The sequence below is a fragment of the Kitasatospora sp. NPDC001540 genome (assembly GCF_042894345.1).
GTDB lineage: Bacteria > Actinomycetota > Actinomycetes > Streptomycetales > Streptomycetaceae > Kitasatospora > Kitasatospora phosalacinea_C.
In genome coordinates this window covers 45,459-69,283 of sequence record NZ_JBIAVO010000040.1, presented here as the reverse complement: position 1 = coordinate 69,283, position 23,825 = coordinate 45,459, and the positions used below count along the sequence as shown (strand labels likewise).

The 23,825-nt window shown below is 75.1% G+C and carries 26 protein-coding genes; 10 read left to right on the top strand and 16 right to left on the bottom strand.

Annotated elements, in window-relative coordinates:
• A partial coding sequence (locus ACFY00_RS32555) for an HAD-IC family P-type ATPase (protein WP_388036321.1) occupies positions 1–671 on the top strand: 671 nt, incomplete at its 5' end.
• 145 nt (positions 672–816) lie between these two features.
• Positions 817–1,260: an iron chaperone gene (locus ACFY00_RS32550; RefSeq protein WP_388036320.1), complete on the top strand. Its 444-nt coding sequence runs from the start codon at positions 817–819 to the stop codon at positions 1,258–1,260.
• A 48-nt stretch (positions 1,261–1,308) separates the two neighbouring features.
• On the opposite strand, the gene ACFY00_RS32545 is transcribed toward ACFY00_RS32550, so the two are convergent.
• The gene (locus tag ACFY00_RS32545) at positions 1,309–2,160 is read right to left on the bottom strand and encodes an isocitrate lyase/phosphoenolpyruvate mutase family protein (protein ID WP_388036317.1); all 852 of its coding nucleotides are present in this window, start codon (positions 2,158–2,160) and stop codon (positions 1,309–1,311) included.
• Between the two features lie 142 nt (positions 2,161–2,302).
• Here ACFY00_RS32545 and ACFY00_RS32540 point away from each other — a divergent pair, with 142 nt between their 5' ends.
• A complete protein-coding gene (locus ACFY00_RS32540) occupies positions 2,303–3,313 on the top strand; it encodes a DUF5937 family protein (RefSeq protein WP_388036315.1) in 1,011 nt (336 codons plus the stop codon).
• A gap of 5 nt (positions 3,314–3,318) precedes the next feature.
• Here the strand turns inward: ACFY00_RS32540 and ACFY00_RS32535 are convergent, their stop codons facing one another.
• Positions 3,319–4,230 (bottom strand): hypothetical protein, encoded by a 912-nt coding sequence (locus ACFY00_RS32535; RefSeq protein ID WP_388036314.1) that lies wholly within the window; start codon positions 4,228–4,230, stop codon positions 3,319–3,321.
• 122 nt (positions 4,231–4,352) lie between these two features.
• On the opposite strand from ACFY00_RS32535, the gene ACFY00_RS32530 reads away from it, so the two are divergent.
• Together ACFY00_RS32530 and ACFY00_RS32525 are read left to right on the top strand one after the other, a co-directional pair.
• Positions 4,353–4,568 (top strand): DUF4287 domain-containing protein, encoded by a 216-nt coding sequence (locus tag ACFY00_RS32530; protein ID WP_388036313.1) that lies wholly within the window; start codon positions 4,353–4,355, stop codon positions 4,566–4,568.
• 57 nt (positions 4,569–4,625) lie between these two features.
• Positions 4,626–5,423 carry an alpha/beta fold hydrolase gene (locus ACFY00_RS32525; RefSeq protein ID WP_388036310.1) on the top strand — a complete coding sequence of 266 codons (798 nt, stop codon included), beginning with the start codon at positions 4,626–4,628 and terminating at the stop codon, positions 5,421–5,423.
• A 27-nt stretch (positions 5,424–5,450) separates the two neighbouring features.
• On the opposite strand, the gene ACFY00_RS32520 is transcribed toward ACFY00_RS32525, so the two are convergent.
• Together ACFY00_RS32520 and ACFY00_RS32515 are read right to left on the bottom strand one after the other, a co-directional pair.
• Positions 5,451–5,906, bottom strand: coding sequence for a MarR family winged helix-turn-helix transcriptional regulator (locus tag ACFY00_RS32520; RefSeq protein WP_388036307.1), 456 nt, complete (start codon positions 5,904–5,906; stop codon positions 5,451–5,453).
• Between the two features lie 94 nt (positions 5,907–6,000).
• Positions 6,001–6,423 carry an SRPBCC family protein gene (locus ACFY00_RS32515; RefSeq protein WP_388036304.1) on the bottom strand — a complete coding sequence of 141 codons (423 nt, stop codon included), beginning with the start codon at positions 6,421–6,423 and terminating at the stop codon, positions 6,001–6,003.
• Between the two features lie 207 nt (positions 6,424–6,630).
• On the opposite strand from ACFY00_RS32515, the gene ACFY00_RS32510 reads away from it, so the two are divergent.
• Both ACFY00_RS32510 and ACFY00_RS32505 read left to right on the top strand, forming a co-directional pair.
• The gene (locus tag ACFY00_RS32510; RefSeq protein ID WP_388036302.1) at positions 6,631–7,971 is read left to right on the top strand and encodes a diacylglycerol/lipid kinase family protein; all 1,341 of its coding nucleotides are present in this window, start codon (positions 6,631–6,633) and stop codon (positions 7,969–7,971) included.
• The gene (locus tag ACFY00_RS32505; protein WP_388036299.1) at positions 7,968–8,546 is read left to right on the top strand and encodes a phosphatase PAP2 family protein; all 579 of its coding nucleotides are present in this window, start codon (positions 7,968–7,970) and stop codon (positions 8,544–8,546) included. Before ACFY00_RS32510 ends, ACFY00_RS32505 begins: the two co-directional genes overlap by 4 nt.
• Positions 8,547–8,657: 111 nt before the next feature.
• Here ACFY00_RS32505 and kdpC read toward each other — a convergent pair whose 3' ends face one another.
• The 5 genes from kdpC to ACFY00_RS32480 all read right to left on the bottom strand — a co-directional run bounded on the left by kdpC (position 8,658) and on the right by ACFY00_RS32480 (position 14,335).
• Positions 8,658–9,266, bottom strand: coding sequence for a potassium-transporting ATPase subunit KdpC (kdpC, locus tag ACFY00_RS32500; protein WP_388036296.1), 609 nt, complete (start codon positions 9,264–9,266; stop codon positions 8,658–8,660).
• 14 nt (positions 9,267–9,280) lie between these two features.
• The gene (kdpB, locus tag ACFY00_RS32495) at positions 9,281–11,446 is read right to left on the bottom strand and encodes a potassium-transporting ATPase subunit KdpB (protein WP_388036294.1); all 2,166 of its coding nucleotides are present in this window, start codon (positions 11,444–11,446) and stop codon (positions 9,281–9,283) included.
• Positions 11,446–13,107: a potassium-transporting ATPase subunit KdpA gene (kdpA, locus tag ACFY00_RS32490; protein ID WP_388036291.1), complete on the bottom strand. Its 1,662-nt coding sequence runs from the start codon at positions 13,105–13,107 to the stop codon at positions 11,446–11,448. The genes kdpB and kdpA overlap by 1 nt, the downstream gene beginning before the upstream one ends.
• Position 13,108: 1 nt before the next feature.
• On the bottom strand, positions 13,109–13,198 hold the full coding sequence (kdpF, locus tag ACFY00_RS32485) for a K(+)-transporting ATPase subunit F (protein ID WP_388036288.1): 90 nt from the start codon (positions 13,196–13,198) through the stop codon (positions 13,109–13,111).
• Between the two features lie 297 nt (positions 13,199–13,495).
• Positions 13,496–14,335 (bottom strand): NAD-dependent protein deacetylase, encoded by an 840-nt coding sequence (locus tag ACFY00_RS32480; RefSeq protein ID WP_388036285.1) that lies wholly within the window; start codon positions 14,333–14,335, stop codon positions 13,496–13,498.
• Between the two features lie 424 nt (positions 14,336–14,759).
• Between ACFY00_RS32480 and ACFY00_RS32475 the strand changes: the two genes are divergently transcribed.
• Entirely contained in the window at positions 14,760–15,950 is a 1,191-nt protein-coding gene (locus tag ACFY00_RS32475; protein ID WP_388036282.1) for an amidohydrolase, read from the top strand.
• Positions 15,951–16,139: 189 nt separating this feature from the next.
• Here ACFY00_RS32475 and ACFY00_RS32470 read toward each other — a convergent pair whose 3' ends face one another.
• On the bottom strand, positions 16,140–17,636 hold the full coding sequence (locus tag ACFY00_RS32470; RefSeq protein ID WP_388036279.1) for an APC family permease: 1,497 nt from the start codon (positions 17,634–17,636) through the stop codon (positions 16,140–16,142).
• A gap of 44 nt (positions 17,637–17,680) precedes the next feature.
• Entirely contained in the window at positions 17,681–18,904 is a 1,224-nt protein-coding gene (locus ACFY00_RS32465; protein WP_388036277.1) for an amidohydrolase family protein, read from the bottom strand.
• A 143-nt stretch (positions 18,905–19,047) separates the two neighbouring features.
• On the opposite strand from ACFY00_RS32465, the gene ACFY00_RS32460 reads away from it, so the two are divergent.
• Positions 19,048–19,704, top strand: coding sequence for a GntR family transcriptional regulator (locus ACFY00_RS32460; protein ID WP_388036274.1), 657 nt, complete (start codon positions 19,048–19,050; stop codon positions 19,702–19,704).
• A gap of 156 nt (positions 19,705–19,860) precedes the next feature.
• Positions 19,861–20,535, top strand: a complete 675-nt coding sequence (locus tag ACFY00_RS32455; protein ID WP_014136744.1) for a Crp/Fnr family transcriptional regulator — start codon at positions 19,861–19,863, stop codon at positions 20,533–20,535.
• 178 nt (positions 20,536–20,713) lie between these two features.
• Here ACFY00_RS32455 and ACFY00_RS32450 read toward each other — a convergent pair whose 3' ends face one another.
• From ACFY00_RS32450 to ACFY00_RS32430, 5 genes are all read right to left on the bottom strand, one after another.
• Entirely contained in the window at positions 20,714–21,535 is an 822-nt protein-coding gene (locus ACFY00_RS32450) for an MBL fold metallo-hydrolase (RefSeq protein ID WP_388036271.1), read from the bottom strand.
• A gap of 64 nt (positions 21,536–21,599) precedes the next feature.
• On the bottom strand, positions 21,600–21,791 hold the full coding sequence (locus ACFY00_RS32445) for a hypothetical protein (RefSeq protein WP_388036269.1): 192 nt from the start codon (positions 21,789–21,791) through the stop codon (positions 21,600–21,602).
• Between the two features lie 219 nt (positions 21,792–22,010).
• Positions 22,011–22,853, bottom strand: a complete 843-nt coding sequence (locus ACFY00_RS32440) for an NUDIX hydrolase (RefSeq protein WP_388036266.1) — start codon at positions 22,851–22,853, stop codon at positions 22,011–22,013.
• A 142-nt stretch (positions 22,854–22,995) separates the two neighbouring features.
• Positions 22,996–23,460, bottom strand: a complete 465-nt coding sequence (locus tag ACFY00_RS32435; protein WP_285735993.1) for a RidA family protein — start codon at positions 23,458–23,460, stop codon at positions 22,996–22,998.
• 2 nt (positions 23,461–23,462) lie between these two features.
• Positions 23,463–23,618, bottom strand: a complete 156-nt coding sequence (locus ACFY00_RS32430; RefSeq protein WP_014136749.1) for a DUF4177 domain-containing protein — start codon at positions 23,616–23,618, stop codon at positions 23,463–23,465.
• Positions 23,619–23,825 lie beyond the last annotated feature (207 nt).

Here is a 23,825-nt window from a genome sequence, read left to right as displayed (position 1 = left end):
TGCTCGCCGACTGGGCGCAGCACCTGCCGGCCGAGCTGCTGGCGGCGAAGGCCGCGGCCGAGCGGGCCGGGCGGACCGCCGTCGCCGTCGGCTGGGACGGCACCGCCCGCGCCGTGCTGGAGGTCGCCGACGCCGTCAAACCCACCAGCGCCGAAGCCGTCACCCGCCTACGCGCCCTGGGCCTGCGCCCCGTCCTGCTCACCGGCGACAACCGCACCGTCGCCGAAACCGTCGCCACCGAAATCGGCATCCCCGCCCACGACGTCATCGCCGACGTCCTGCCCGAGGACAAGGTCGCCACCATCCGACGCCTCCAAGCCGAAGGCCGCACCGTCGCCATGGTCGGCGACGGCATCAACGACGCCGCCGCCCTCGCCCAGGCCGACCTCGGCCTCGCCATCGGCACCGGCACCGACGCCGCCATCGAAGCCGCCGACCTCACCCTCGTCCGCGGCGACCTGCACTCCGCCGCCGACGCCATCCGCCTCTCCCGCCGCACCCTCGCCACCATCAAGGGCAACCTCTTCTGGGCCTTCGCCTACAACCTCGCCGCCCTCCCCCTCGCCGCCGCCGGACTCCTCAACCCCATGATCGCCGGCGCCGCCATGGCCTTCTCCTCGGTCTTCGTGGTCGGCAACAGCCTGCGGTTGCGGACCTTCAAGGCCCGCTGAGCCCGTACACGAACCGACCGGTCCGGCCCGGGGAAGCTCCTTCCCCGGGCCGGACCGGTCAGTTTCCGAGAAGCCGCCGCGACCGCTCCGTCCCTAGGATCGGGGACATCGGCAGGGAGCAGGAACGGGAACGGGAGGACCGGTCATGGCGGAGAAGCACGAGGGTTTCACGGCGGACGAGCGCGCGGCGATGAAGGAGCGCGCGAAGGAGCTGAAGGCGGAGTCCAAGCGGGCGTCGGCGGCGGCGAAGGCGGCCGAGGCGGAGCGGGACCTGCTGGAGAAGATCGCCGAGATGCCCGAGGCGGACCGGGTGCTGGCGCAGCGCTTCCACGAGATCGTCACCGAGGTCGCCCCGCAGCTGGCCCCGAAGACCTGGTACGGCATGCCCGCGTACAACAACGCGGACGGCAAGCCGGTGTGCTTCTTCCAGAGCGCCGCCAAGTTCAAGTCCCGGTACGCGATGATCGGCTTCAGCGACAACGCCAGGCTGGACGACGGCGCGATGTGGCCCACGTACTTCGCGATCGCCGACCTGGGCGAGGCGGAGGCGGCCCGGGTCGCCGACCTGGTGAAGCGCGCGGTGTCCTGAGCCCGGGCGGGCGCAGCGGGTCGATCGACCGCCGTCGGCCGCCCGCGCTCAGCGTCCGGCCAGCAGACCGTTCAGCGTGCCGTAGTCGAGTGCGCCGCCCAGGGCGCCGTACGTGCCGGTGGCGAACAGTTCGGTGGTGGCCCGGTGGGCGGCGGTGTAGGCCGCCTGGGCGAGGGCGGTGCCGAGGCTGATCCGGCGGACCCCGGCGGCGGCGAGTTCCGCGACGGTCGGGCCGTTCGGGACGGCCATCGCGTTGACGGGCAGCGGGGAGGCCGCGGTCAGTTCCTTGAGCGCGGCGAGGTCGAGCAGGCCGGGGACGAAGAGCGAGTCGGCCCCGGCCGCGGCGTACGCCTCGGCGCGGCGGAGCAGCTCCGCCGGGCGGTCGGCGGCCGGGCCGATGCCGAACAGGTGGACGTCGGTGCGGGCGTTGACCAGCAGGCCGGGCAGCCCGGCCTCGGTGGCGGCCGTCCGGGCGGCGCGCAGGCGGGCGGACTGTTCGGCCGGGGTGAACAGCGGGCCGCCCGGGGCGGTGGAGTCCTCCAGGTTGATGCCGACCGCGCCCGCCGCGACCACCGCGCGGACGGTCTCGGCCACGTCCTCGGGGGTCGGGCCGTAGCCGCCCTCGACGTCGGCGGTCACCGGGACGTCCACGGCGGCGGCGATCCGGCGCACCGCCTCGGCCATCGCCGCCCGGTCCAGGCCCTGCCCGTCGCCGCGGCCCACCGACCAGGAGACGCCGCCGCTGGTGGTGGCGATCGCGGGCGCACCGGCCGCGGCGATCACCGCCGCGCTGCCCGCGTCCCAGGCGTTCGGGAGCAGGAGCGGCGCGTCGGCGGCGGCCAGGGCGCGGAGGGTGGCGGCGTGCTCGGTGGACCGGGCGGGGAGGGTGCGGTTCGGCATGCGGGTCTCGCTTTCCGTGCGGTGCCCGTACGCGGGTGGGTACGGGTCGTGGCTTGCGGGTTGATGGTGCCCCGTCCGGCCAGTGGGTGCCGACTGATTAAGCTGGGGCCGAATCGACGGCGGCGACGGCGGGGGTGGCGGGGTGCGGACCGGGTTGCCGCTGACGGTGGGCGACCTCGCCCTGACCAGGTTCGCGATCTCGCCGATGTGGGAGGTGGTGACCGCCTTCCGCGCGCTGGCCGCCGACCCGGTGCCCGTGCCGCACCGCCGGTGGGCCGCGCAGGTCCGGCCGCGGCTGGCCGCCGCCGGGCTGGACCGGGGCTGGCTGGCCGAGCTGATCCCGCCGCACGGGCACCTGCCGGACTTCCTCACCCCCGCGCCCGCGGAGCGGGTCACCGACCTGGCCGCGGAGCTGGCGGCGATCCGGGCCACCGGCGCCGTCCTGCTCCGGCACGACCTGGAGTGCCTGCGCACCGACCGCGCCGACCGCGTCGACCGGGCGGGCGGGCGGGGGGACGGGCGGTTGCGACTGCTGGAGCGCGAGCCGGAGCAGGCGCTGCGGCGGATCACCCACGAGGTCGAGGCGTTCTGGCAGCTCGCCCTCGCCCCGTACTGGTCGCGGATCCGCGCGGTGCTGGAGGCGGACGTCCTGCAGCGCGCCCGGCAGGCCGCCGAGCGGGGCAGCGCGGGCATGCTCGGCGAGCTGCACGGGACGGTGCGCTGGGCGGACGGCACGCTGCACCTGTCGGAGCGGCACTGCGCCGTCACCCGGATCGCGACCGGCGCCGGGCTGCTGCTGGTGCCCTCGGTGTTCGCCTGGCCCCGGCTGCTGACCCGCACCGTCTCCCCCGACCCCCCGCAGCTGTGCTACCCCGCGCTGTCCGCCGCGACCGTCTGGGAGCACCGTCCGCGCCCGCGCGCCGAGGCGCTCGCGCCGGTGCTCGGCCGCACCCGCACCCGGCTGCTGGTCGAGCTCGACGTGCCCGCCTCCACCACCGAACTCGCCGCCCGCTGCGGGCTCACCGCCCCGGCGGTCTCCCAGCACCTGACCGCGCTGCGCACCGCGGGCCTGGTCTCCTCGCACCGGGCCGGGCGCTGCGTGCTGTACGCCCGGACGGCCGTCGCGGACGGGTGGCTGGGGGCGCTGCCCTAGGGGCCTCAACTCCCCTCGTACGCACGGAGGGTGAGCAGGGCCGCCAGGGTGACGCCCGGGCGGGCCTCGTTCTCGGTGGCGGCGGACCAGCGGGCCCAGTTGATCGGCCAGCCGCCGTCCGGGAGTTGGCGGGAGGCGAGGTGGTCGAGGCCGCGTTCGAGCTCGGCGTCGGTGAACCAGGACCGGGCCAGGCTGTCCGGGCGGGGCGCGTAGTCGTGCGGGAGGTGGAACTCGCCGGGCGCGTAGCCGGGGGCGAGCCGGACCTGCTCGGGGCGGGCCGGGTCGAGCAGCACCAACTGCTGCTCGCGCACCGACTCGCCCAGGCGGGCGGCCTGTTCGGCGGCCCAGGCGCGGTCGGGGGCGGCGTCCAGGAAGCCCACGGCGGTGATCACCTCGTACGGGTGGGTGGCGCCGATCGCCTCGATCGCGCGGCGGCAGAAGGCCTCCGCGCCGGTCAGCCAGGGGTGCCGCAGGCCCGACCGGAGCAGCGGGGCGGCGATCTGGCCGGTGGCGAGCAGTTCGGCGGGCGGGGCGTCGGTGATCGGCAGGAAGGGCGGGTGCGGGTAGTCGCGCAGGCTCGGCAGGACGGCCGGGACGCCGCCGTCCGGGGTGGTCGACGCGGCGGCCCAGTCGCAGAGTTCGGTGCCGCGCGGGCCGTTCAGCGCACCGGCCTCGGCGAGGACGCGGGCGGCGGCTCCGGCGGCGAGGGGCTGGGCGGCGGGCCCGCGGACGTCCGGCTCCAGACCGTACGCCCAGCCGCCGTCGGGGGTGCGGTAGGCGTCCAGGGCGGCGAGGACGCCCGCCGGGTCGGGGGCGCCGCCGAAGTGGTGCGCGAAGCGGCGCTGTTCGAGCACCCGGCCCGCCGTCCACAGGTAGTCGGCTGCCCGGTCGATCGTGCTGTCGTCGATGCGTGCCATGGCCCGACCGTACGGGCCGGGGAAAAGTTTCGCGAGGACCGATGAGTTCCGCCGGGCCGCCGCGTCTGCTCCTGTGACGGCAGCGCGGAGCGCGCGGAACGACGAACGGACGGAGTCGCGGGATGAGCACCGAGGAGAAGGTCAAGGGACCGGCCAGCTACTTCCCCTCCATCGAGAAGAAGTACGGGCGCCCGGTCGCCGAGTGGCAGCGGTTGATCGCCGACTCGCCGCTGACCGGGCACATGGAGCTGGTCGCCTGGCTGAAGAGCGAGTACGGGCTGGGCCACGGCCACGCCAACGCGCTGGTCGCGCACCACCTCGCCGCCCGCGACAAGTAACCGAGCGAGCGACCGAAGACACAGCAGGCAACCGAAGCCATGCACAAGGGAGTTGGAATGACCGAGTACGCAACCTCCGCCGACGGCACCCGGATCGCCTACCAGGTGACGGGGGCCGACGGCCCGGCCGTGGTGGTCGTGGACGGTGCGCTGTGCCACCGGGCGTTCGGGCCCTCGGGCGGGATCGCGGCCGAACTGGCCGGCGCGCACCGGGTGTTCAGCTACGACCGGCGCGGGCGCGGCGAGAGCGGTGCGGGCGGGCCGTACGCCGTGGAGCGGGAGGTGGAGGACCTGGCGGCGGTCGTCGCGGCGGCGGGCGGCCGGGCGACACTGCTGGGGGTGTCCTCCGGGGCGGCGCTCGCGCTGCGGGCGGCGGGGGCGGGCATCGGGGTGGAGCGGGTGGTGGCGTACGAGCCGCCGTTCAGCACCTCCGAGGAGCGGCGCGCCCGGTTCGCGGAGTACCGGGCGGGCGTGGAGAAGGACGTCCTGGCGGGTGAGCCGGGCGACGCGGTGGTCCGGTTCATGACCTTCGTCGGCGCGCCCGAGCCGATGGTCGCCCAGCTGCGCGAGTCGCCGGTGTGGCCGGCGTTCACGGCGGTGGCGCCGACGCTGGTGAACGACGCGGAGGTGCTGGACGGGGCGGCGGGCGCGCCGGTGCCGACCGCGCTGCTGGCCGGGCTGTCGGTGCCGGTGCTGGTGGCCGACGGCGAGCTCAGCCCGGCCCTGCTGCGCGACGCGGCCGCGGCGACGGCCGCCGCCGCGGGTGCGGAGTACCGCACGCTGGCGGGGCAGACCCACGAGGTCGCGCCGGAGGTGCTGGGGCCGGTGGTGGCCGAGTTCGTCGCCCGGGGGTGAGCGGCGGGCCCTCCCCCTCTCCCCGGGCTACGGCGCGTCGACCAGGCGGCGCAGCAGGCGGCTGAGCCCCTCCCCGTCCAGGGCGGGGAGGCCGTGGGCCGCCGGGGCGAAGAAGGCGCGGTCGACGGCCTCGACGGCCGGGATGGCGGCGCGGGCGAGAGCGACGCCGCGCGGGGTGATGCGCAGGCGGCGGGCCCGGGTGTCGTCCGGGTCGGTGGTGCGGTCGAGCAGGCCCTTGGCCTCCAGTTTCCGCACCACCTGGGAGGTGGTGCGGACGTCGGTGCCGGCCTGGGCGGAGAGCTCCTGCTGGTTGGGGGTGGTGCCCTGCTCGTTGAGCCACCAGGCGCAGGAGAGCAGCACGAACTGCGGGTGCGTCAGGTCGTGCGGGGCGAGGGCGGCGGCGACCTCGCGCTGCCAGCGCAGGGTGGTGTGCCACAGCCAGAAGCCGGGGCTGTTCGCCGGGCCCTCGACCAGTCCGTCCATGCCGCTCTCCTCCGTGTTCGTGGTTCCCGCGGGCGGGGTTCCCGCGGGGCGGGTCGTACGTTTCAGCCGGTCACGCGGCGGGCCGGGCGGGTAGTCAGGCGGCCCGCTCGGCGTGGGCGAGCAGGGCGGCCATCGCCTCCGGGAAGTCCTCGGTGATCATCGGGCCGAGCTCGGGGCCGAGCCGGTCGGCGTCCGGACCGGAGATCTCCAGGCGGTGGACCACCCGGGTGCCGCCGTCGGGGAGGGCGGTGAGGGTGTGCGAGAAGTCCAGCACGGCGCCGCCGAACTCGGTGCGGTCGGCGTAGGCGCGGTCCGGTTCGATCCGGGTGATGACCGAGACGATCGGGTCCTGCCCGGTCGGGGTCATCGAGACCCTGCCGCCGACCGCGAACGGGCCGTCCAGGGTGACGGCCTCCATCGAGGTGTCCCAGTCCGTCCAGCGGTCCAGGTCGCTGAGCACGGCCCAGACGGCGTGCGGCGCGGCGGTGGTCTCGGCGGTGTACTCGTGCTGCCACATGGCGGTTCCCCCTGCGCTCGATTTCCTCTACGCGGAGATTATCCCCGCAGGGATCATCTCCGCAAGGGAGGGGCGCGAACGGCGTGCGGCGGGCCCGGGCGGCGGCGGGCGCGCGGAGGTGCGGGCGGCAGCGGTGCGGGCCGTGGCGGGGGCCGTAGGCATGTGGCGTGCCGGGCGGGGTAGCTGACCGGGCGTTACCGTCGATGAATGGGAGAGGCGGCGAAGGTGGCGGGGCCGGCGAGGGCGGTGTGGCTGGCGCGGGCGGCGATCGGCTGCGGGGTGGCGGCGGTGCTGGTGCTGGCCGCCGGGGCGGGGCTGCGCGGGGCGCTGGTGGTGGCGGTCGGCGTGGTCGCCCTGGCCCTGATGGCGGTCGGCGGGTGGTGGGCGCTGTCGCGGCGCGGGCCGCTGCGCTGGCTGGGGGTGCTGCTGGCGGTGGCGGCCCCGGCGGCGGCGGTGGCGCTGTACGTGGGCGCGGGGACCTGGCCGTGGGTGCTGGGCGCGGTGGCGCTGTGGGCACTGGGCCTGTGGCTGGCCCGGACGGCGCTGCGTTCGGCGCGGCGGACCAGGGAGATGCCGGAGCGGGAGGTCGACGCGCCGCGCAAGCCCGTGCTGATCATGAACCCGAAGTCCGGCGGCGGGAAGGTCGAGAAGTTCCACCTGGCGGAGCGGGCCCGCGAGTTGGGCGCGCAGGTCGTGCTGCTGGACCCGGACGCCCACCAGGACGTGGTGGAGCTGGCCGAGCGGGCGGTCGCGGACGGCGCGGACCTGCTGGGCGTGGCGGGCGGCGACGGCACCCAGGCGCTGGTCGCGCAGGTCGCGGCCCGGCACGGGCTGCCGTTCCTGGTGGTGTCGGCGGGCACCCGCAACCACTTCGCCCTCGACCTGGGCCTGGACCGCGCCGACCCGGCCCGCTGCCTGGACGCGCTGACCGACGGCGTGGAGCTGCGGGTCGACCTGGGCGAGGTCGCGGGCCGGGCCTTCGTCAACAACGTCTCGTTCGGCACCTACGCGGAGATCGTCCAGAACCCCGAGTACCGGGACGCGAAGGCCGCCACGATCCTCGCCATGCTGCCCGACCTGCTGGTCGGCTACGCGGGCGCGCGGCTGTCCGCCGAGGCGGGCGGGGAGCGGCTGGAGCACCCGCAGGCCGTCCTGGTCAGCAACAACCCGTACGACGCGGGCGACCTGCTCGACCCAGGGCGGCGCTCCCGGATGGACCGCGGGCGGCTCGGCGTGCTCGGCGTGCGGGTGGACGGCGCGGCGCAGGCCGCGGACCTGGCGCTGCGTGGTACGAGTGCGGAGGCCGTGACGGTGCTGGTCGGCCGGGAGGTGCTGGTCACGGCGGACGTGCCGAGCATCCCGGTCGCGGTGGACGGCGAGGCCCTGGAACTGGACGTGCCGGTGCGCTGCGTCATCCGGCCCGACGCGCTGCGGGTGCGGGTCCCGCGCGACCGGCCGGGCACGGTGGCGCCGGCCCCGGCCCTGAAGTGGAGTCGGCTGGCGCACCTCGCGTCGGGCCGGTGGGAAGAGAACGGTGGTGCGCGGTGAAGGCGTTGACGCGGTGGGTGCTGGCTGGGCAGCGCGTGGTCGCGGACCTGTCGGCGGTGGACCAGGCGGTGTACGTGGCGGTGGCCGCGACCCCGACGCCGACCCTGGACGAGCGGCTGCGGCAGCTCTCCACGGCGGCGAACCACTCGAAGATCTCGATCGCGGTGGCCTGCGGGCTGGCGCTCGTCCCGGGACGGCCGCGGCGGGCGGCGGTGGTAGGGCTGGCGTCGGTGGCGACGGCCTCGGCGGCGGCGAACCTGCTCGGCAAGTCGCTGGCGCGGCGCCACCGGCCGGACCGGGTCGCGGGGAAGGTGCCGGAGGCCCGGCACGTGCCGATGCCCGAGTCGGCGTCCTTCCCGTCCGGGCACACCGCGTCCGCCTTCGCCTTCGCCACCGGCGTGGCCTCCCGCCTGCCGTGGGCCGCGGCGCCGCTGGGCCTGCTGGCCGCCTCGGTCGGCTACTCCCGCGTCCACACCGGCGTCCACTACCCGGGCGACGTGGTCGCGGGCGCCCTGCTGGGAACGGTCGCGGGGAGCGTGGTCGCGGGCGTCGACGAGTGGTGGCCGAGGCGCTGACGGGGCGCCCCGCGGGGGGTCGGCGTCGGCGGCGCTCTCGCGGCGGCGGTGCGAACGGCCGCCCCGGACGTGGAGCTTCCGGGGCGGCCTCATAAAGTAGTTGACGTCTCGTCACCCCAGCTTGGCTACGGCCAGGTTGAGTTGGAGCACGTTGACGCCGTCCTGGCCGAGGAAGCCGAGCGAGCGGCGGTCGGTGTGCTGGTCGATCAGGCGGTTCAACTCCTCGACGGCCAGGCCGCGTTCGCGGGCGACACGGACCGCCTGCTCCCTGGCGTAGGCGACGGAGATGTGCGGGTCGAGTCCGGAGCCGGAGGCGGTCAGCGCGTCGGGCGGGACGGCGGCCGGGTCGACGCCGTCGAAGGCGGCGACGGCGGCCCGGCGCTCCTCGACGCTCCTGCGCAGATCGGCGCTGTCGGGGCCGAGGTTGGAGGCGCCGGAGGCGGTCGGATCGTAGCCGCCCGCGGAGGGCCGGGGCTGGAACCACTTCGGGTCGGGCCGGGCCGGGGCGCCCGGGTCGGTCTGCGGCAGGTCGAAGCCCTGGCCGAGCAGGCTGGAGCCGACCGGCCTGCCCTCGTACTTCACGATCGAGCCGTCGGCCCTTTCCGGGAAGGCGAGTTGGCTGATGCCGGTGACCAGCAGCGGGTAGGCGAGGCCGAGGATCGCGGTCATCGCCAGCAGCATCCGCAGCGCGGTGAGGTGGGTGCGCGGGAAGGTGGGCACGGGTCGGGCCTCTCTCAGCTCAGGCCGGGGACGAACTGAACGACCAGGTCGATGAGTTTGATGCCGGCGAACGGGACGACCAGGCCGCCCAGGCCGTAGATCCCCAGGTTCCGGGCCAGCAGCGAACTGGCGCCAGCGGGGCGGCACTTGACGCCGCGCAGGGCGAGCGGGACCAGGCCGACGATGACCAGGGCGTTGAAGACGACCGCCGAGGTGATCGCGGAGGTCGGACTGTGCAGGCCCATGACGTTGAGGTGCCGCAGGCCCGGGTACACGCCCGCGAACATCGCCGGGATGACCGCGAAGTACTTGGCGACGTCGTTGGCGATCGAGAAGGTCGTCAACGCGCCCCGGGTGATCAGAAGTTGCTTGCCGATCTCGACGATCTCGATCAGCTTGGTGGGGTTGGAGTCCAGATCGACCATGTTCCCGGCCTCCTTGGCCGCCATGGTGCCGGTGTTCATCGCCACGCCGACGTCGGCCTGGGCCAGCGCCGGGGCGTCGTTGGTGCCGTCGCCGGTCATCGCGACCAGTCGGCCGCCCTGCTGCTCCTGCTTGATCAGCGTCATCTTGTCCTCGGGCGTGGCCTCGGCGAGGAAGTCGTCGACGCCCGCCTCCTCCGCGATCGCCCGGGCGGTCAACGGGTTGTCGCCGGTGATCATGACGGTCCTGATGCCCATCCGCCGCAGTTCCTCGAACCGCTCGCGGATGCCCTCCTTGACCACGTCCTTGAGGTGGACGACCCCGAGGACGCGCGGCGCCCTCGCGCCGTCCCGCTCGGCGACGACCAGCGGGGTGCCGCCCGCGGCGGAGATCCCGTCGACCAGCGCGGCCACCTCCGCGCCGACCGCACCGCCGCCGCCGCTCACCCAGTGGGCGACCGACCCGGCCGCGCCCTTGCGGACCTGCCGCCCGTCCACGTCCACGCCGGACATCCGGGTCCGCGCGGTGAACGGCACCCAGGTGGCGTGCGTCAACTCGCCCCGGGCGCGGGCCCGCAGGCCGTACCGGCTCTTGGCGAGCACGACGATCGAGCGGCCCTCGGGGGTCTCGTCCGCGAGCGAGGAGAGCTGGGCGGCGTCGGCCAGTTCGCCGACCTCGACACCGGGTGCGGGCAGGAACTCGGCGGCCTGCCGGTTGCCGAGGGTGATGGTGCCGGTCTTGTCGAGCAGCAGCGTGTCGACGTCGCCCGCGGCCTCCACCGCCCGGCCGGACACGGCGAGCACGTTGCGCTGCACGAGGCGGTCCATGCCCGCGATGCCGATCGCGGAGAGCAGCGCGCCGATGGTGGTCGGGATCAGCGCCACGATCAGCGCGACCAGCACGACCGTCGACTGCGGGGCCCCGGCGTACGTCGCCATCGGCTGGAGGGTGACCACGGCGACCAGGAAGACGATCGTGAGCGAGGCCAGCAGGATGTTCAGCGCGATCTCGTTGGGCGTCTTCTGTCGGGCCGCGCCCTCCACCAGGGCGATCATCCGGTCGATGAAGGTCTTGCCCGGCTCGGAGGTGATCCGTACGACGATCCGGTCGGAGAGCACCCTGGTGCCACCTGTCACGGCGCTGCGGTCGCCGCCGGACTCCCGGATCACCGGCGCGGACTCGCCGGTGATCGCCGACTCGTCGACGCTGGCCACCCCCTCGACCACGTCACCGTCGCCGGGAACGACCTGCCCGGCCTCGACCACCACGTGGTCGCCCAACCGCAGTGCGGTGCCCGGGACTTCCTCCTCGGCCCGTGAGGCGGGCCAGTCGGTGAGGCGGCGGGCGACGGACTCGGTCCTGGCCCTGCGCAGGGTGGCGGCCTGCGCCTTGCCGCGGCCCTCGGCGACCGCCTCGGCCAGGTTGGCGAAGACGGTGGTCAGCCACAGCCAGACGGTGATCGACCAGGCGAAGACGGACGGGTCGGCGATCGCGGCGACGGTGGTGACCGCCGAGCCGACCTCGACCACGAACATCACCGGGTTTCTGACCATGACGCGAGGGTCGAGCTTCTTCACCGCGTCGGGCAGCGCGGCGAGCAGCAGCTCCGGGTCGAACAGGCCGGCCGCGGCCCGCCGCGGGGCGGCTCCGGTGGCGGGTTCGGTGGCGGGTTCGGTGGCGGGTTCGGTGGCGGGTTCGGTGGCGGGTTCGGTGGCGGGTTCGGTGGCGGGTTCGGAGATGGGTTCGGTGGTGGACATCAGTGGAGACCTTCTGCGATCGGACCGAGGGCCAGGGCCGGGAAGTAGGTGAGGCCGACGACGACCAGGACGACGCTCGACAGCAGGCCGACGAACAGCGGCCCGTGCGTGGGCAGCGTGCCCGCGCTCGCCGGGACGGGCCGCTGCCGGGCCAGCGAGCCGGCCAGCGCCAGCACGAACACCATCGGCAGGAACCGGCCGAGCACCATCGCCAGGCCCAGCGCGGTGTCGTACCACGCGGTGTTCACCGTGATGCCCGCGAACGCCGAGCCGTTGTTGTTGCTCGCGGAGGTGAACGCGTACAGCACCTCGGAGAAGCCGTGCGCGCCGTCGTTCAGCATCCCGGCCCGCTCGCCCGGCAGGGCGATCGCCGCACCCGTGCCGATCAGCACCAGCGCCGGGGTGGTGAGGACGTAGAGGGAGGCGAACTTCATCTCCCGGCCGCCGAGCTTCTTGCCCAGGTACTCGGGGGTGCGGCCGACCATCAGGCCCGCGACGAACACCGCGACGACCGCCAGGACCAGCATCCCGTACAGCCCGGAGCCGGTGCCGCCGGGCGCGATCTCGCCCAGCATCATGTCGAAGACCGTCAGCCCGCCGCCGAACGGCGTGAACGAGTCGTGGGAGGAGTTCACCGCGCCCGTCGAGGTCAGCGTCGTCGAGGCCGCGAACAGGCTGGACGCGGCGACGCCGAAGCGCTGCTCCTTGCCCTCCAGCGCCGCCCCGGCCGCCTGCAGCGCGTTGCCCGCGTGCTGGTGCTCGAAGAAGGTGGTCAGCGCCGCCGAGGCCGCCCAGAACAGGCCCATCACGGCGACGATCGCGTAGCCCTGGCGGTGGTCGCCGACCATCCGGCCGAAGGTGCGCGGCAGGGCGAACGGGATCACCAGCAGCAGGAACACCTCCAGCAGGTTGGTGAGACCGGTCGGGTTCTCGAACGGGTGCGCCGAGTTGGCGTTGTAGAAGCCGCCGCCGTTGGTGCCCAGCAGCTTGACGGCCTCCTGCGAGGCCACCGGCCCGCCCGGGATCGACCGGGCGCCGCCCGTGAGGGTGGTCACCTGCTCGAAGCCGTGGAGGTTCTGCACCACGCCGCTCGCCGCCAGCACCAGCGCGAAGACGACCGACAGCGGCAGCAGCAGGCGCAGCGAGATCCGGGTCAGGTCGACCCAGAAGTTGCCGACCCGGTCGGTGCGGTGGCGGGCGAAGCCGCGGATCAGCGCCGCGACCACCGCGATGCCGACCGCCGCCGAGACGAAGTTCTGCACCGCCAGCCCGGCCATCTGCACCAGGTGGCCCATCGCCGACTCGCCGCCGTACGACTGCCAGTCGGTGTTGGTGGTGAACGAGATCGCGGTGTTCCAGGCCTGGTGCGCCGCCATCTCGGGCACGCCCAGACTCAGCGGCAGGTGCGTCTGCAGCCGGATCAGCCCGTACAGGAACAGCACGGAGAGCGCGGAGAACGCCAGCACCGAGCGCAGGTACGCCGGCCAGCGCTGGTCGGCGTCACCGTCGACGCCGACCAGCCGGTACAGCGCCCTCTCGGCTCTCAGGTGGCGGGCGGAGGTCAGCAGGCGGGCGAGGTGATCGCCCAGCGGTCGGTGGCACAGGGTCAGCGCGCCGACCAGCGCGAGCGCCTGCAGCCACCCGGCGGGAGTGGCGCCCATGTCAGAACTTCTCCGGGTGGAGCAGCGCGAGGACGAGGTAGCCGACCAGCGCGGCGGCGACGAGGAGACCCGCTGTGTGCGCGGCGCTCACAGCTTCTCCACCCCCCGCGCGATCAGGGCGATGACGGCGAACACGGCGACCGTGACACCGGTGTAGATCAGGTCTGACATGGCATCCACCAAGGTGGCTCGGAACGGGGGCCGGCGCTTTCGCCGACGCCCCCGAGCCAAGCAGCGCGAACGCCCGCCGCCGCGGTTCCTGACGCCGCCCATACGGCCGCCCCGGCAACCTTGACGCCGCCCTGACGCCGCCCGGCGCCGGGCGCGCCCCCGCCCCGCGCCCCCGCCCCGCCCCGCGTCCCGCGCTCCCGCCCCGCGCCCCCGCGCGTCAGAGCAGATCGGCGGCCAGGGCGGTCAGGGTGTCGCCCAGCGGGGCGTCGATCCGGGCGGTGGCGAGGTCGTCGCCGCGGGTGGTGCCGCGGGTGACGATGGCGACCGGCTTGCCGCTCTTCGCGGCGTGCCGGACGAAGCGCAGGCCGGACATCACGGCGAGCGAGGAGCCCAGCACCAGCAGGGCCCGGCCCTCGTCCACCAGCCGGTAGCAGTGCTCGACCCGCTCCTTGGGCACGTTCTCGCCGAAGAACACCACGTCCGGCTTGAGGACGCCGCCGCAGGCCTCGCAGGGGGCGACGGCGAAGGAGGCGACCAGGTCGTCCGGCAGCTCGACGTCGCCGTCCGGGTTGATCCGCGAACCGGCGTCCCGGAAGGCCGGGTTGAGGGCGGCGAGGCGCTCGTCGAGGGCGGCGCGGGCGGTGACGGCGCCGCAGTCGAGGCAGACCACCCGGTCCAGGCCGCCGTGCAGCTCGACGGCGTCGGCGGTGCCCGCGGCGCGGTGCAGGCCGTCCACGTTCTGGGTGATCACCGCGGAGACCCGGCCCGCCGCCCGCAGCCGGGCCACCGCGAGGTGCCCGGCGTTCGGGCGGGCCCGGGCGATCACCGCCCGCCCGGCGTGGCTGCGCGCCCAGTAGCGGCGGCGGGCCGGCTCCCCCGCGACGAACTCCTGGTACGTCATCGGCGCCCGGTTGCGGCGCACCCCGTCCGGCCCCCGGTAGTCCGGGATGCCGGACTCGGTGGACAGCCCGGCCCCGCTCAGCACCACCACCCCGCCGCCGTCCAGCAGCCGGGCCACCTCGGGGAGTCCGTCCTCGTACGCGCTCATGCCGTCCATTGTGGATCGCCCGGGAACGAACCGGAGGAATCCAGCGGCCCAGGCAGTACCCCCACGCACCGCCCGGGCCGCTCCAGCTGCGGACGTTCCGGCCCCCACAGCCCGAACTTCCGCCGCTTCCTTTGTACGTCGATTCACCGGCGGGGCAGAAGACGCGTACGGATCTTTCTTGGGAGCGCTTCCACGGACCGTCCGCCCGCCGGACGTCCCGCGAGCCCCGGCGCCCGCCCCGCGCCCCCGCGCGCGGCCGTCGGCCCGGACGGGCCGCCGCTGACCTCCCGCCCCCCGGAAACCACCGGGAAGCGGGCAGCCCGAATCTTCAACTCGCCTGCATTGCAGTCGAGTTGACTGACCGCTCGGAAGCGGTTCGAATGGCAGCGACCCTGCTCGGCAGAGCCCTCAGCACCGTCCCGGGAGCACCCCCATGCACGTCACGCTGTTCCGCCAGGTCCGCCCGTTCGGCGGCCCGCCCACCGACCTGGTCGCCGTGGACGGCGTCCTGGCGGCCGCGCCGCCCGCGGGCGCGCACCCGGTCGTGGTGGAGGGCGGCGGCCGGATCGCGCTGCCCACGCTGGTGGACGCGCACATCCACCCGGACAAGACCAGCTGGGGCGAGCCCTGGTACAGCCGCCGCCCGGCACACCGCCTGCCCGAGTACGTGGCCGCCGACGTCGAGCTGTACGAGCACCAGCGCGCCCCGATCGGCGTCCGCGCGCACCGCCTGCTCGCGCACGCCGTGACCCGCGGCACCCGCGCCGTGCGCGCGCACGTGGACGTCGCCCCCGCGTACGGCCTGGCCGGCGTCACCGGCCTGCGCGAGGCCGCCGAGCGGCTGGCCGGGAAGCTGGACGTGCAGTCGGTGGCGTTCCCGCAGCACGGCGTGCTGCGCACGCCGGGGGCGGCCGAGCTGCTGACCGAGGCGGCCCGCGAGCGGTTGGTGGACGCGGTCGGCGGCATCGACCCGGCCGGGTTCGACGGCGGCAGCCCGGACGGCCGCGAGCAGCTCGACCTGCTGTTCGGCCTCGCCGAGCGGTACGGCGTCCTGCTGGACGTGCACCTGCACGACCGCGGCGCGACCGGACTCGGCCCGCTGCGCGAACTCGCCGCCCGGACGGTCGCGGCCGGGCTGCAGGGCCGGGTCACGGTCAGCCACGCGTTCTGCCTTCCCGAGCTGCCCGCACCCGAACTCGCCGCCACCGCGGACGTGTTGGCCGCCGCCGGGATCGCGCTGACCACGGTCGCCCCGTCCGCCCACCAGGTGCTGCCGTTCCGCGAACTGCGGGCCCGCGGCCTGCGGATCGGCCTCGGCTCGGACGGCGTCCGGGACTCCTGGAGCCCGTACGGCAACGCCGACATGCTGCACCGCGCCCACCTGCTCGGCTGGACCACCGACGCCCGCACCGACGCCGAGCTGACCGACTGCCTGGAACTGGCCGCGCACGGCGGCGCCGAACTGCTCGGCCTGCCGAAGGCCGACCTGACGCCCGGTACGCCCGCCGACTTCCTGCTGGTGGACGGCGAGTGCACCCCGCAGGTGGTGGTCGACCTGCCGCCGCGCGAGCTGGTGGTGAAGGCCGGCCGGGTGGTCGCCGAGCACGGCGCGCTCACCGACTGACGGACGGCCACCCGCGGCCCACAGTTCGCTGCCGGACGAACTGTCGTCGAGCACGGCGCGCTCACCGACCGGTGGGCCACCACTCGCGGCCCACAGTTCGCCACCGGACGAACTGTGGGCGACCGGCGCGCGCCGCAACGGCGGTGGCCGCCCCGCCCCCGGGGTGGCCACCGCCGTCCGCGCGCCCGCTCAGTCGCGTTCGACATCGACCTCGGTCAACCGGGCGAACCGCTCCGGGTCGGTGCGCCGGATCCGCCGGGCCACCAGCCAGCCGACCGCCGCGACCACCGGCATCGGCACCAGCAGCAGCCAGTTGACCAGGCCCGAACGACCGGTCAGCAGGTCGAAGTTGAACAGCGCGAGCACCGTGAGCACGGCCAGTCCGGCCGCGGCCAGCAGCGGCGCCCACACCACCCGGAACGCCGACATCCCGCGCCGGTCCGCCCGGAAGAACGCGAACACCGCGACCGCCGCCAGCGCCTGCATCACCATGATGCCGAGCACGCCCACGCTGTTGGACCAGAGCAGCACCACCAGGTACGGGTCGACCGCGAGCACCGCGCCCAGGCCGACCACCAGCGCGTTGAACACCGACTGCACCAGCACCGCCCGACCGGGCGACCCCGTGCGCGGCGAGACCCGGCCGAGCCCGCGCGGCAGCAGCCCTTCGCGGCCCAGGGCGTACAGGTAGCGGGCGGCGGCGTTGTGGAAGGCCAGCGCGGACGCGAACGCCGACACGATGATCAGCACGTGCATGGTGTCCGACAGCCACAGGCCGACGAAACGCTCGGCGGCCCGGAAGGTCAGGTCGGGGCCGCCGTCGGCGCGGGCCTGGGCTACCGCCTCGTCGGTGCCGTAGGCGCCCATCACGATCCAGGTGCCCAGGGCGTAGAACACCGCCAGGAAGCCGATCGCGACGAACGTCGCCCGCGGCACGGTGCGGGCCGGGTCACGGGCCTCCTCGGCGTAGATCGCGGTCGCCTCGAAGCCGGTGAACGCCCCGATGACCAGCACGAACATGCCCGCCACCCCGGCCTGGGTGAGCAGCGAGGGGTCGAAGGAGACCGGGTCGAGCGCGGCCGTCCCCCGGTCGGCCAGCACCCCGCCCTCCATCAGCAGCAGCGACAGCACCTCCAGCACCAGCGCGACACCCAGCACCTTCGCCGACAGCGTGACCTTCAGCCAGCCGAGCACGCCGACCACCGCCACGCACGCCCCGGACAGCACCCACCACGGCACGTGCGCGCCGGTGCGCTGCTCGATGTGCCCGGCCGCGAAGTAGCCGAACGCGGCCGCCACGCCCGGGGTGATCAGGTTGTAGCTGACCACCGCCACGTAGGCGGTGACCACCCCGAGGGTCCGCCCCAGCCCGCGCGCCACGTACGCGTAGAACGCGCCCGCGTTGCGCACGTACCGGCTCATCGCGGTGAACCCGGCGGCGAACAGCACCAGCAGCGCGCCCGAGATCAGGTACGCGGCCGGTGCGGACGCCCCGCCCACGCCGATCGCGAACGGCGCGATCCCGGCCAGCACGGTCAGCGGCGCGGCCGCGGCGACCACGAAGAACACCAGGTCGGTGGTGCCAATCAGGCCCTTGGCCAGCCGGTCCGGGGACGGGTCTGACGGGGACGGGGACGGGTCGGGCGGGGCGGCGGGCGGCTGGTCGACGGAGGGGGTGAAGGTCATGGTGGGGGGTCCTTCCGAGCGCAACGGGGATGGGGGTGACTGCCTCAGCGGGAGCGGCCGTCGAGCCGGTCCAGGACGGTGCGTCCGCGGTGCAGTACCAGCAGCCGTTCGGGATGCGCGGCCACCGCCTCGGGCACCGAGTGCGCGGCGACGGCCACCAGGTTCGCGGGCCGCCCGACGGCGATCCCGTACTCCTCGACACCGAGTGCGCGGGCGGCGTGCCCGGTGACCAACTCGGACGCCAGCAACAGCTCCTGATCGGTCATCAGCTCGCCCTGCAGCCCGATGACGGTGGCCCGCTCCAGCATGTCGCCCGTGCCGTACGGCCACCACGCGTCGCGGATGTTGTCGGAGCCCGCGAAGACCAGCACGCCCAGCTCGTGCAGCAGCTTCACCGGCGGCATCGTCCGAGCCGGGCCGTTGGTCATCACGGCCACCCCGGCCGCCGCCAACGCCGAGGCGGTGGAGGTGAGTTCGGGCTCGTCCAACTGGCCCAGGCAGTACGCGTGGCTGACCGCGACCCGCCCGCCCAGGCCCAGTGCCGCCGTCCGCCCGGCGATCGCCCGCAGCTGCGCCGCACCGGCCCCGCCGCCGTCGTGCAGGTGGATGTCGACGGCCGCGCCGTGCCGCTCGGCCAGGCCGAACACCACGTCCAGCTGGCCGTCCACGTCGCGGTCGAAGCCGAACGGGTCGAGCCCGCCGATCAGTTCGGCGCCCTCCCGGAGCGCCGCGTCCAGCAGCTGCGCGACCCCGGGCTCGGCCACCACGCCGCTCTGCGGGAAGGCCACCACCTGCACGTCGATCAGCTCCCGCACCCGCTCGCGCGCCTCCAGCACCGCGTGCAGGTGGTCCAGTCCGGTATCCGGGTCGACGTCCACGTGCGAGCGGACGAAGCCGGTGCCCAGCGCCGCCATCCGGCGGGCCAGCGCCTCCGCCCGGTCCGCGACCGGCACCTGCGCGGCCACCTCGCGGCGCAGCTGCCGCTCGGAGGCGATCTGCTCGGACAAGCTGTTCGTTGCCCGGTGGGGCTGCCAGGGGGCGCCGAGGAAGGTCTTGTCCAGGTGCGCGTGCCCGTCGACCAGCGCGGGCAGCAGCAGCGCCCCGTCCAGCGCGGCCTCGCCCGGCCCGGGCTCGACGCGTTCGCGTTCGGCAGGGGCGGGGGTGATCGCGGCGATCCGGCCGTCGGCGATCCGTAGGTCGGCGCGGGAGCCGTCGGGGAGGGTGGCGTCCAGCAGCAGGTGCGGGCCGGGCGGCGGGGAGGCGGTCACGGGCGGGCTCCGGTGCTCGTCAGGGGCGGTGAGCGGTCAAGGTATCTGGTATACCGAATACCAGACAAGAGGTGGCCCGCCCCGATCTGGAATGATCTGATCTCCTGCCCGCTCCCCCGCCCGCTTCCGCCTGGAGCCCCCCGATGACCGACACCCTCGGCGACGCCCACCAGTCGCTGGCGGACCTCGTCTACGTCCAGTTGCGCGAGCGGATCATCGAGGGCGAGTACGCCACCGGGCAGCGCCTGGTCGAGCGCGAACTGGCCGACGGCATGGGCGTCTCCCGGATCCCGGTCCGCGAGGCGATGCAGCGCCTCGAACGCGAGGGCTTCCTCACCGTCCAGGCCCGTCGCGGCGCCGTCGTCGCCGACTTCGGCCCCGAGGAGGCCGAGCACTTCTTCGCCGTCCGCGAGTCCCTGGAGGCGCTCGCCGCCAGCCTCGCCGCCCGGCACGCCACCCCCGCCGGAATCCGCGGCCTCGAACGCCTCCTGGCCCGCACCCGCAAGGCCGCCGAGGCCGGACGCCTGCGCGAGACGGTCAGCCTGAACGCCGACTTCCACCGCGAGATCGTCGAACTCTCCGGCAACCCGCTGCTGCGCGACATGATGGCCCCGCTCGACGGCCGCCTGCGCCGCCTGTTCCGGCTCACCTCCGACCTCGGGACCAGCCTCCCGATGTGCACCGAGCACCAGCAGCTCCTCGACGCCATCAAGGCCCGCGACCCCGAGACCGCCGCCGCCCTCGCCCGCCACCACGTCGCCGGGACCCGCGCCTTCGCCCGGCAGGCCCTCGACGGGTAGCCCACCGGTCGCGCCCGTGGCGGGAAACGCCCACCCGAACTGCGCGAATGGCCCCGTAGGCCCCACCTCGGCACACCCCCTCCTCATATGATCGGAGCGACATGCGTCATCCTTGGTGGTGAGTAGCACTGCCCAGACACCAGCAGGAGGAAGCTCGTGGACGACGTTCTGCGGCGCGCCGCGCTGTTCGCGGCACTCGACGACGACCAGGCTGCCGAGCTCCGCGCTTCCATGACCGAGGTGACGCTCGCCCGTGGTGAGTCGCTGTTCCACGAGGGCGACCCCGGCGACCGGCTCTATGTCGTGGTCGAGGGCAAGGTCAAGCTGCACCGGGCCTCCCCCGACGGCCGCGAGAACATGCTCGCCGTGCTCGGCCCCTCCGAGATGATCGGCGAGCTCTCGCTCTTCGACCCGGGCCCGCGCACCGCCACCGCCACCGCCCTCACCGAGGTCAAGCTCCTCGGCCTCGGCCACGGCGACCTGCTCCCGCTGCTGCACGCCCGCCCCGAGGTCTCCATCGCGCTGCTGCGCGCCATCGCCCGCCGCCTGCGCCGCACCAACGACGTGATGTCCGACCTGGTCTTCTCCGACGTGCCCGGCCGCGTCGCCAAGGCCCTGCTCGACCTCTCCCGTCGCTTCGGCGTCCAGTCCGACGAGGGCATCCACGTCGCCCACGACCTGACCCAGGAGGAGCTGGCCCAGCTGGTCGGCGCCTCCCGCGAGACGGTCAACAAGGCGCTCGCCGACTTCGCCGGCCGCGGCTGGCTCAAGCTGGAGGCCCGCGCGGTCGTCCTGCTCGACGTCGAACGGCTCTCCCGCCGGTCCCGCTAGCGCGGAGCGCGGAGCCGCAGCGCGGGGAACCGCGCGAACCACCACGAACGCACCGCGAGGTCGCGACGGACGGCAGGTCACTGCCCTCGTCGCGACCTCGTCGGCATTCCCGGCGTTTCCGGCGTTCCGCCCCCGCTGCGCGCGGTTCCCCGTCCCCGGTCCCGCGCGGCCGCCCGCCTCAGATCAGGCCCCGGTCCTCCAGGTACGTGAGCTGCGCGCGCACCGACAGTTCCGCCGCGGGCCACAGCGCCGGGTCGACGTCCGCGTACACCCGGGCGACCACCTCGGGCGCGGTCCGGCAGCCCGCCTCGACCGCGGTCTCGACCTGGGCCAGCCGGGCCGCGCGGTGGGCGAGGTAGTAGTCGACGGCGCCGAGCGCGTCCGCGAGGACGGGGCCGTGGCCGGGCAGCACGGTGCGCACGCCGTGCTCGGAGGCCATCGCGTGCAGGCGGCGCAGCGAGTCGAGGTAGTCGCCCAGGCGCCCGTCGGGGTGGGCGACCATCGTGGTGCCGCGGCCCAGGACGGTGTCGCCGGTGAGGATCGCGCCGTCCGCGGGCAGGTGGAAGGTCAGCGAGTCGGCGGTGTGCCCGGGGGTGCCGACGACCCGCAGGTCGAGGCCGCCGACCTCGAGGCGCTGCCCGCCGTGCAGGCCCTCCTCGCCGAGTCGCAGCGCCGGGTCGAGGGCGCGGACGGCGGTGCCGGTGAGTTCGGCGAACCGGGCGGCGCCCTCGGCGTGGTCGGCGTGGCCGTGGGTGAGCAGGGTGAGGGCGATCCGCTTGCCCTGCTGTTCGGCGAGGTCGACGATCCGGCGCAGGTGGGTCTCGTCGAGCGGGCCGGGGTCGACGACGACGGCGAGGTCGGAGCCGGGTTCGGAGAGCAGCCAGGTGTTGGTGCCGTCCAGCGTCATCGGGGACGGGTTGGGGGCGAGGACGCACTGGGCGCGCGGGGTGGCGACCCCGCCGACGGTGTCGGCGGGGTCGCCCGGCAGCGGGCCGCTCACGCGGTGCCCCCGGAGCGCGCGCTCACCCGGTGTGCCGCTGCGGTCGTGCGATGTACCGCTGCGGTCATGCGGCGTCCCGTTCGGCGCGGCTGAGGCTGCGCGACGGGAGCGGGCGGACCAGGGGGCGGCCGGGCAGGTCGCGGGTCAGCAGGCGGGTGGTCTCCCGGGGCGCGCTCTCGTCGCAGGCGGCGGCGCGGGGGGTGACGGTGCGGGTGGGCGTGGCCGAGGTCCGGCGAGCCACGTCGTTGTAGGTCATCGGAGTCTCCTTCCGAGGTCAAGACGGTCGGTGCGGTTGTCGGTCGGCGACCGCCGGCCGGCCGGTGCCGGCCCAGTCGCGCCGACCAGCCGGTGCTGGCTCGATCGCGCAGGTCAGCCGTGCTGGACGGGTGCTGCCGGTCAACGGTACGGCCCGGCGCGGGGCCGGTCCCGGAACGGGTCGCCCGGCGGGGCCGGTGATCGTTCCGGGGGAAGGTTCTCACGCCGGGAACACGCCGTCGATAGTCAGCTCGTCATACCCGCTCCACCGCACCGTCATGCGGTCCCCGGCGACCTCGGCCCGCCCCAGCACCGGGACCACCGTCCGCCCCCGCGCCGCGGCCGCCGCCCCGGCCGCGCTGCCCAGCGGCAGCAGTTCGCGCAGCACGGTGACGGTCGGCGGCAGCATCCCGAACTCGCCCGCCTCGAACCCGGCCACCGCCGCGGCGGGGGTCAGCCAGGCGACCCGGTCGGCCTCCCCGACGGTGTCCGCGGCGGCCTGCCCGGGCGGCAGCGCGGCCACGAAGAACCAGGTGTCGAAGCGCCGCTCCTCGAACTCGGGCGTCACCCAGCGGGCCCAGGGCGCCAGCAGGTCGCTGCGCAGCACCAGCCGCTGCTCGGTCAGGAACTCGGCCAGCGACACCTCGTGGCGCTCCAGCGCGGCCCGCTCGGCGGCCCAGTCCCGGGGCTCCACCAGCGTCCCCGCGTCCGGTCCGGCCAGCAGCACCCCGGCCTCCTCGAAGGTCTCCCGGACGGCCGCGCACAGCACCGCGCACGCGGTCGGCTCGTCCACTCCCAACCGCTCGGCCCACCGGGCGGTCGACGGTCCGGCCCACGGCGGACGCACCTCCCGGTCCCGCGGGTCCACCCCGCCGCCCGGGTAGGCGTACATGCCCCCGGCGAACGCCATCGTGGCGCGCCGCCGCAGCAGGTACGCCTCGGGCCCGGCCGCGCCCTCGCGCAGCAGCACCACGGTGGCGGAGGGCTTCGGCGGCACGGGGACGAGCTCCCCGGCGGCCAGGGCGCGGATTCGGGCGGGCCAGGACGGCGGCATCTCCAGCATGTTCACGGATGTTAACCGCCCCGCCCGGGAGCCCCCCGCCCGGGAACGCCGCAGGCCCACCGGGAACGCCGCGGGCCCCACCGGGAACGCCGCGGGCCCGCCACCGCGAACGGCGACGGGCCCGGACGTCAGCGGCACCGGGTCAGTCCCGGACCCGCACCATCAGCTCGACCTCGACCGGCGCGTCCAGCGGCAGCACCGCCACGCCGACGGCGCTGCGGGCGTGCACGCCCTTCTCGCCGAAGACCTTGCCCAGCAGCTCGCTGGTGCCGTTGACCACGCCGGGCTGGCCGGTGAAGTCGGGCGCGGAGGCGACGAAGCCGACCACCTTGACGACCTGCTCGACCCTGTCCAGGTCGCCGACCACCGACTTGACCGCGGCCAGCGCGTTCAGCGCGCAGACCTGCGCGAGCTCCTTGGCGTCCTCGGCGGTGACCTCGGCACCGACCTTGCCGCTCAGCGGGAGCTTCCCGCCGACGAACGGCAGCTGCCCGGAGGTCAGCACGTGCACGCCGTCGCGCACCGCCGGGACGTACGCGGCGACCGGGGCGGCGACCTCGGGCAGCGTCAGCCCGAGCTCGGCGAGCCTCTGCTCGACCTGGCCCATGACTACTCCTTCTCGCGCTTGAGGTACGCGACCAGCTGCTCCGGGTTCGGCCCGGGGACGACCTGGACGAGCTCCCAGCCGTCCTGGCCCCAGGTGTCGAGGATCTGCTTGGTGGCGTGCACGAGCAGCGGCACGGTGACGTATTCCCACTTGGTCATGGGGGTGACTCTAGCCGCCCGGGCCGGTGTGAGGTGGGACACAAAGCGGGCATGATTCGCCGGGGCCGCCGGGATGCTCCCGGCATCCGGAGCGCGCGCTGGTTACCCTCGCGTGGAGGGGTGCCTGGGACCCCGAACGGGAGCGACGGACGGAGAGCGGGCGTGGCGGGCACCAGCGGCACGGCGGGGCCGGGCGAGCAGGCACCG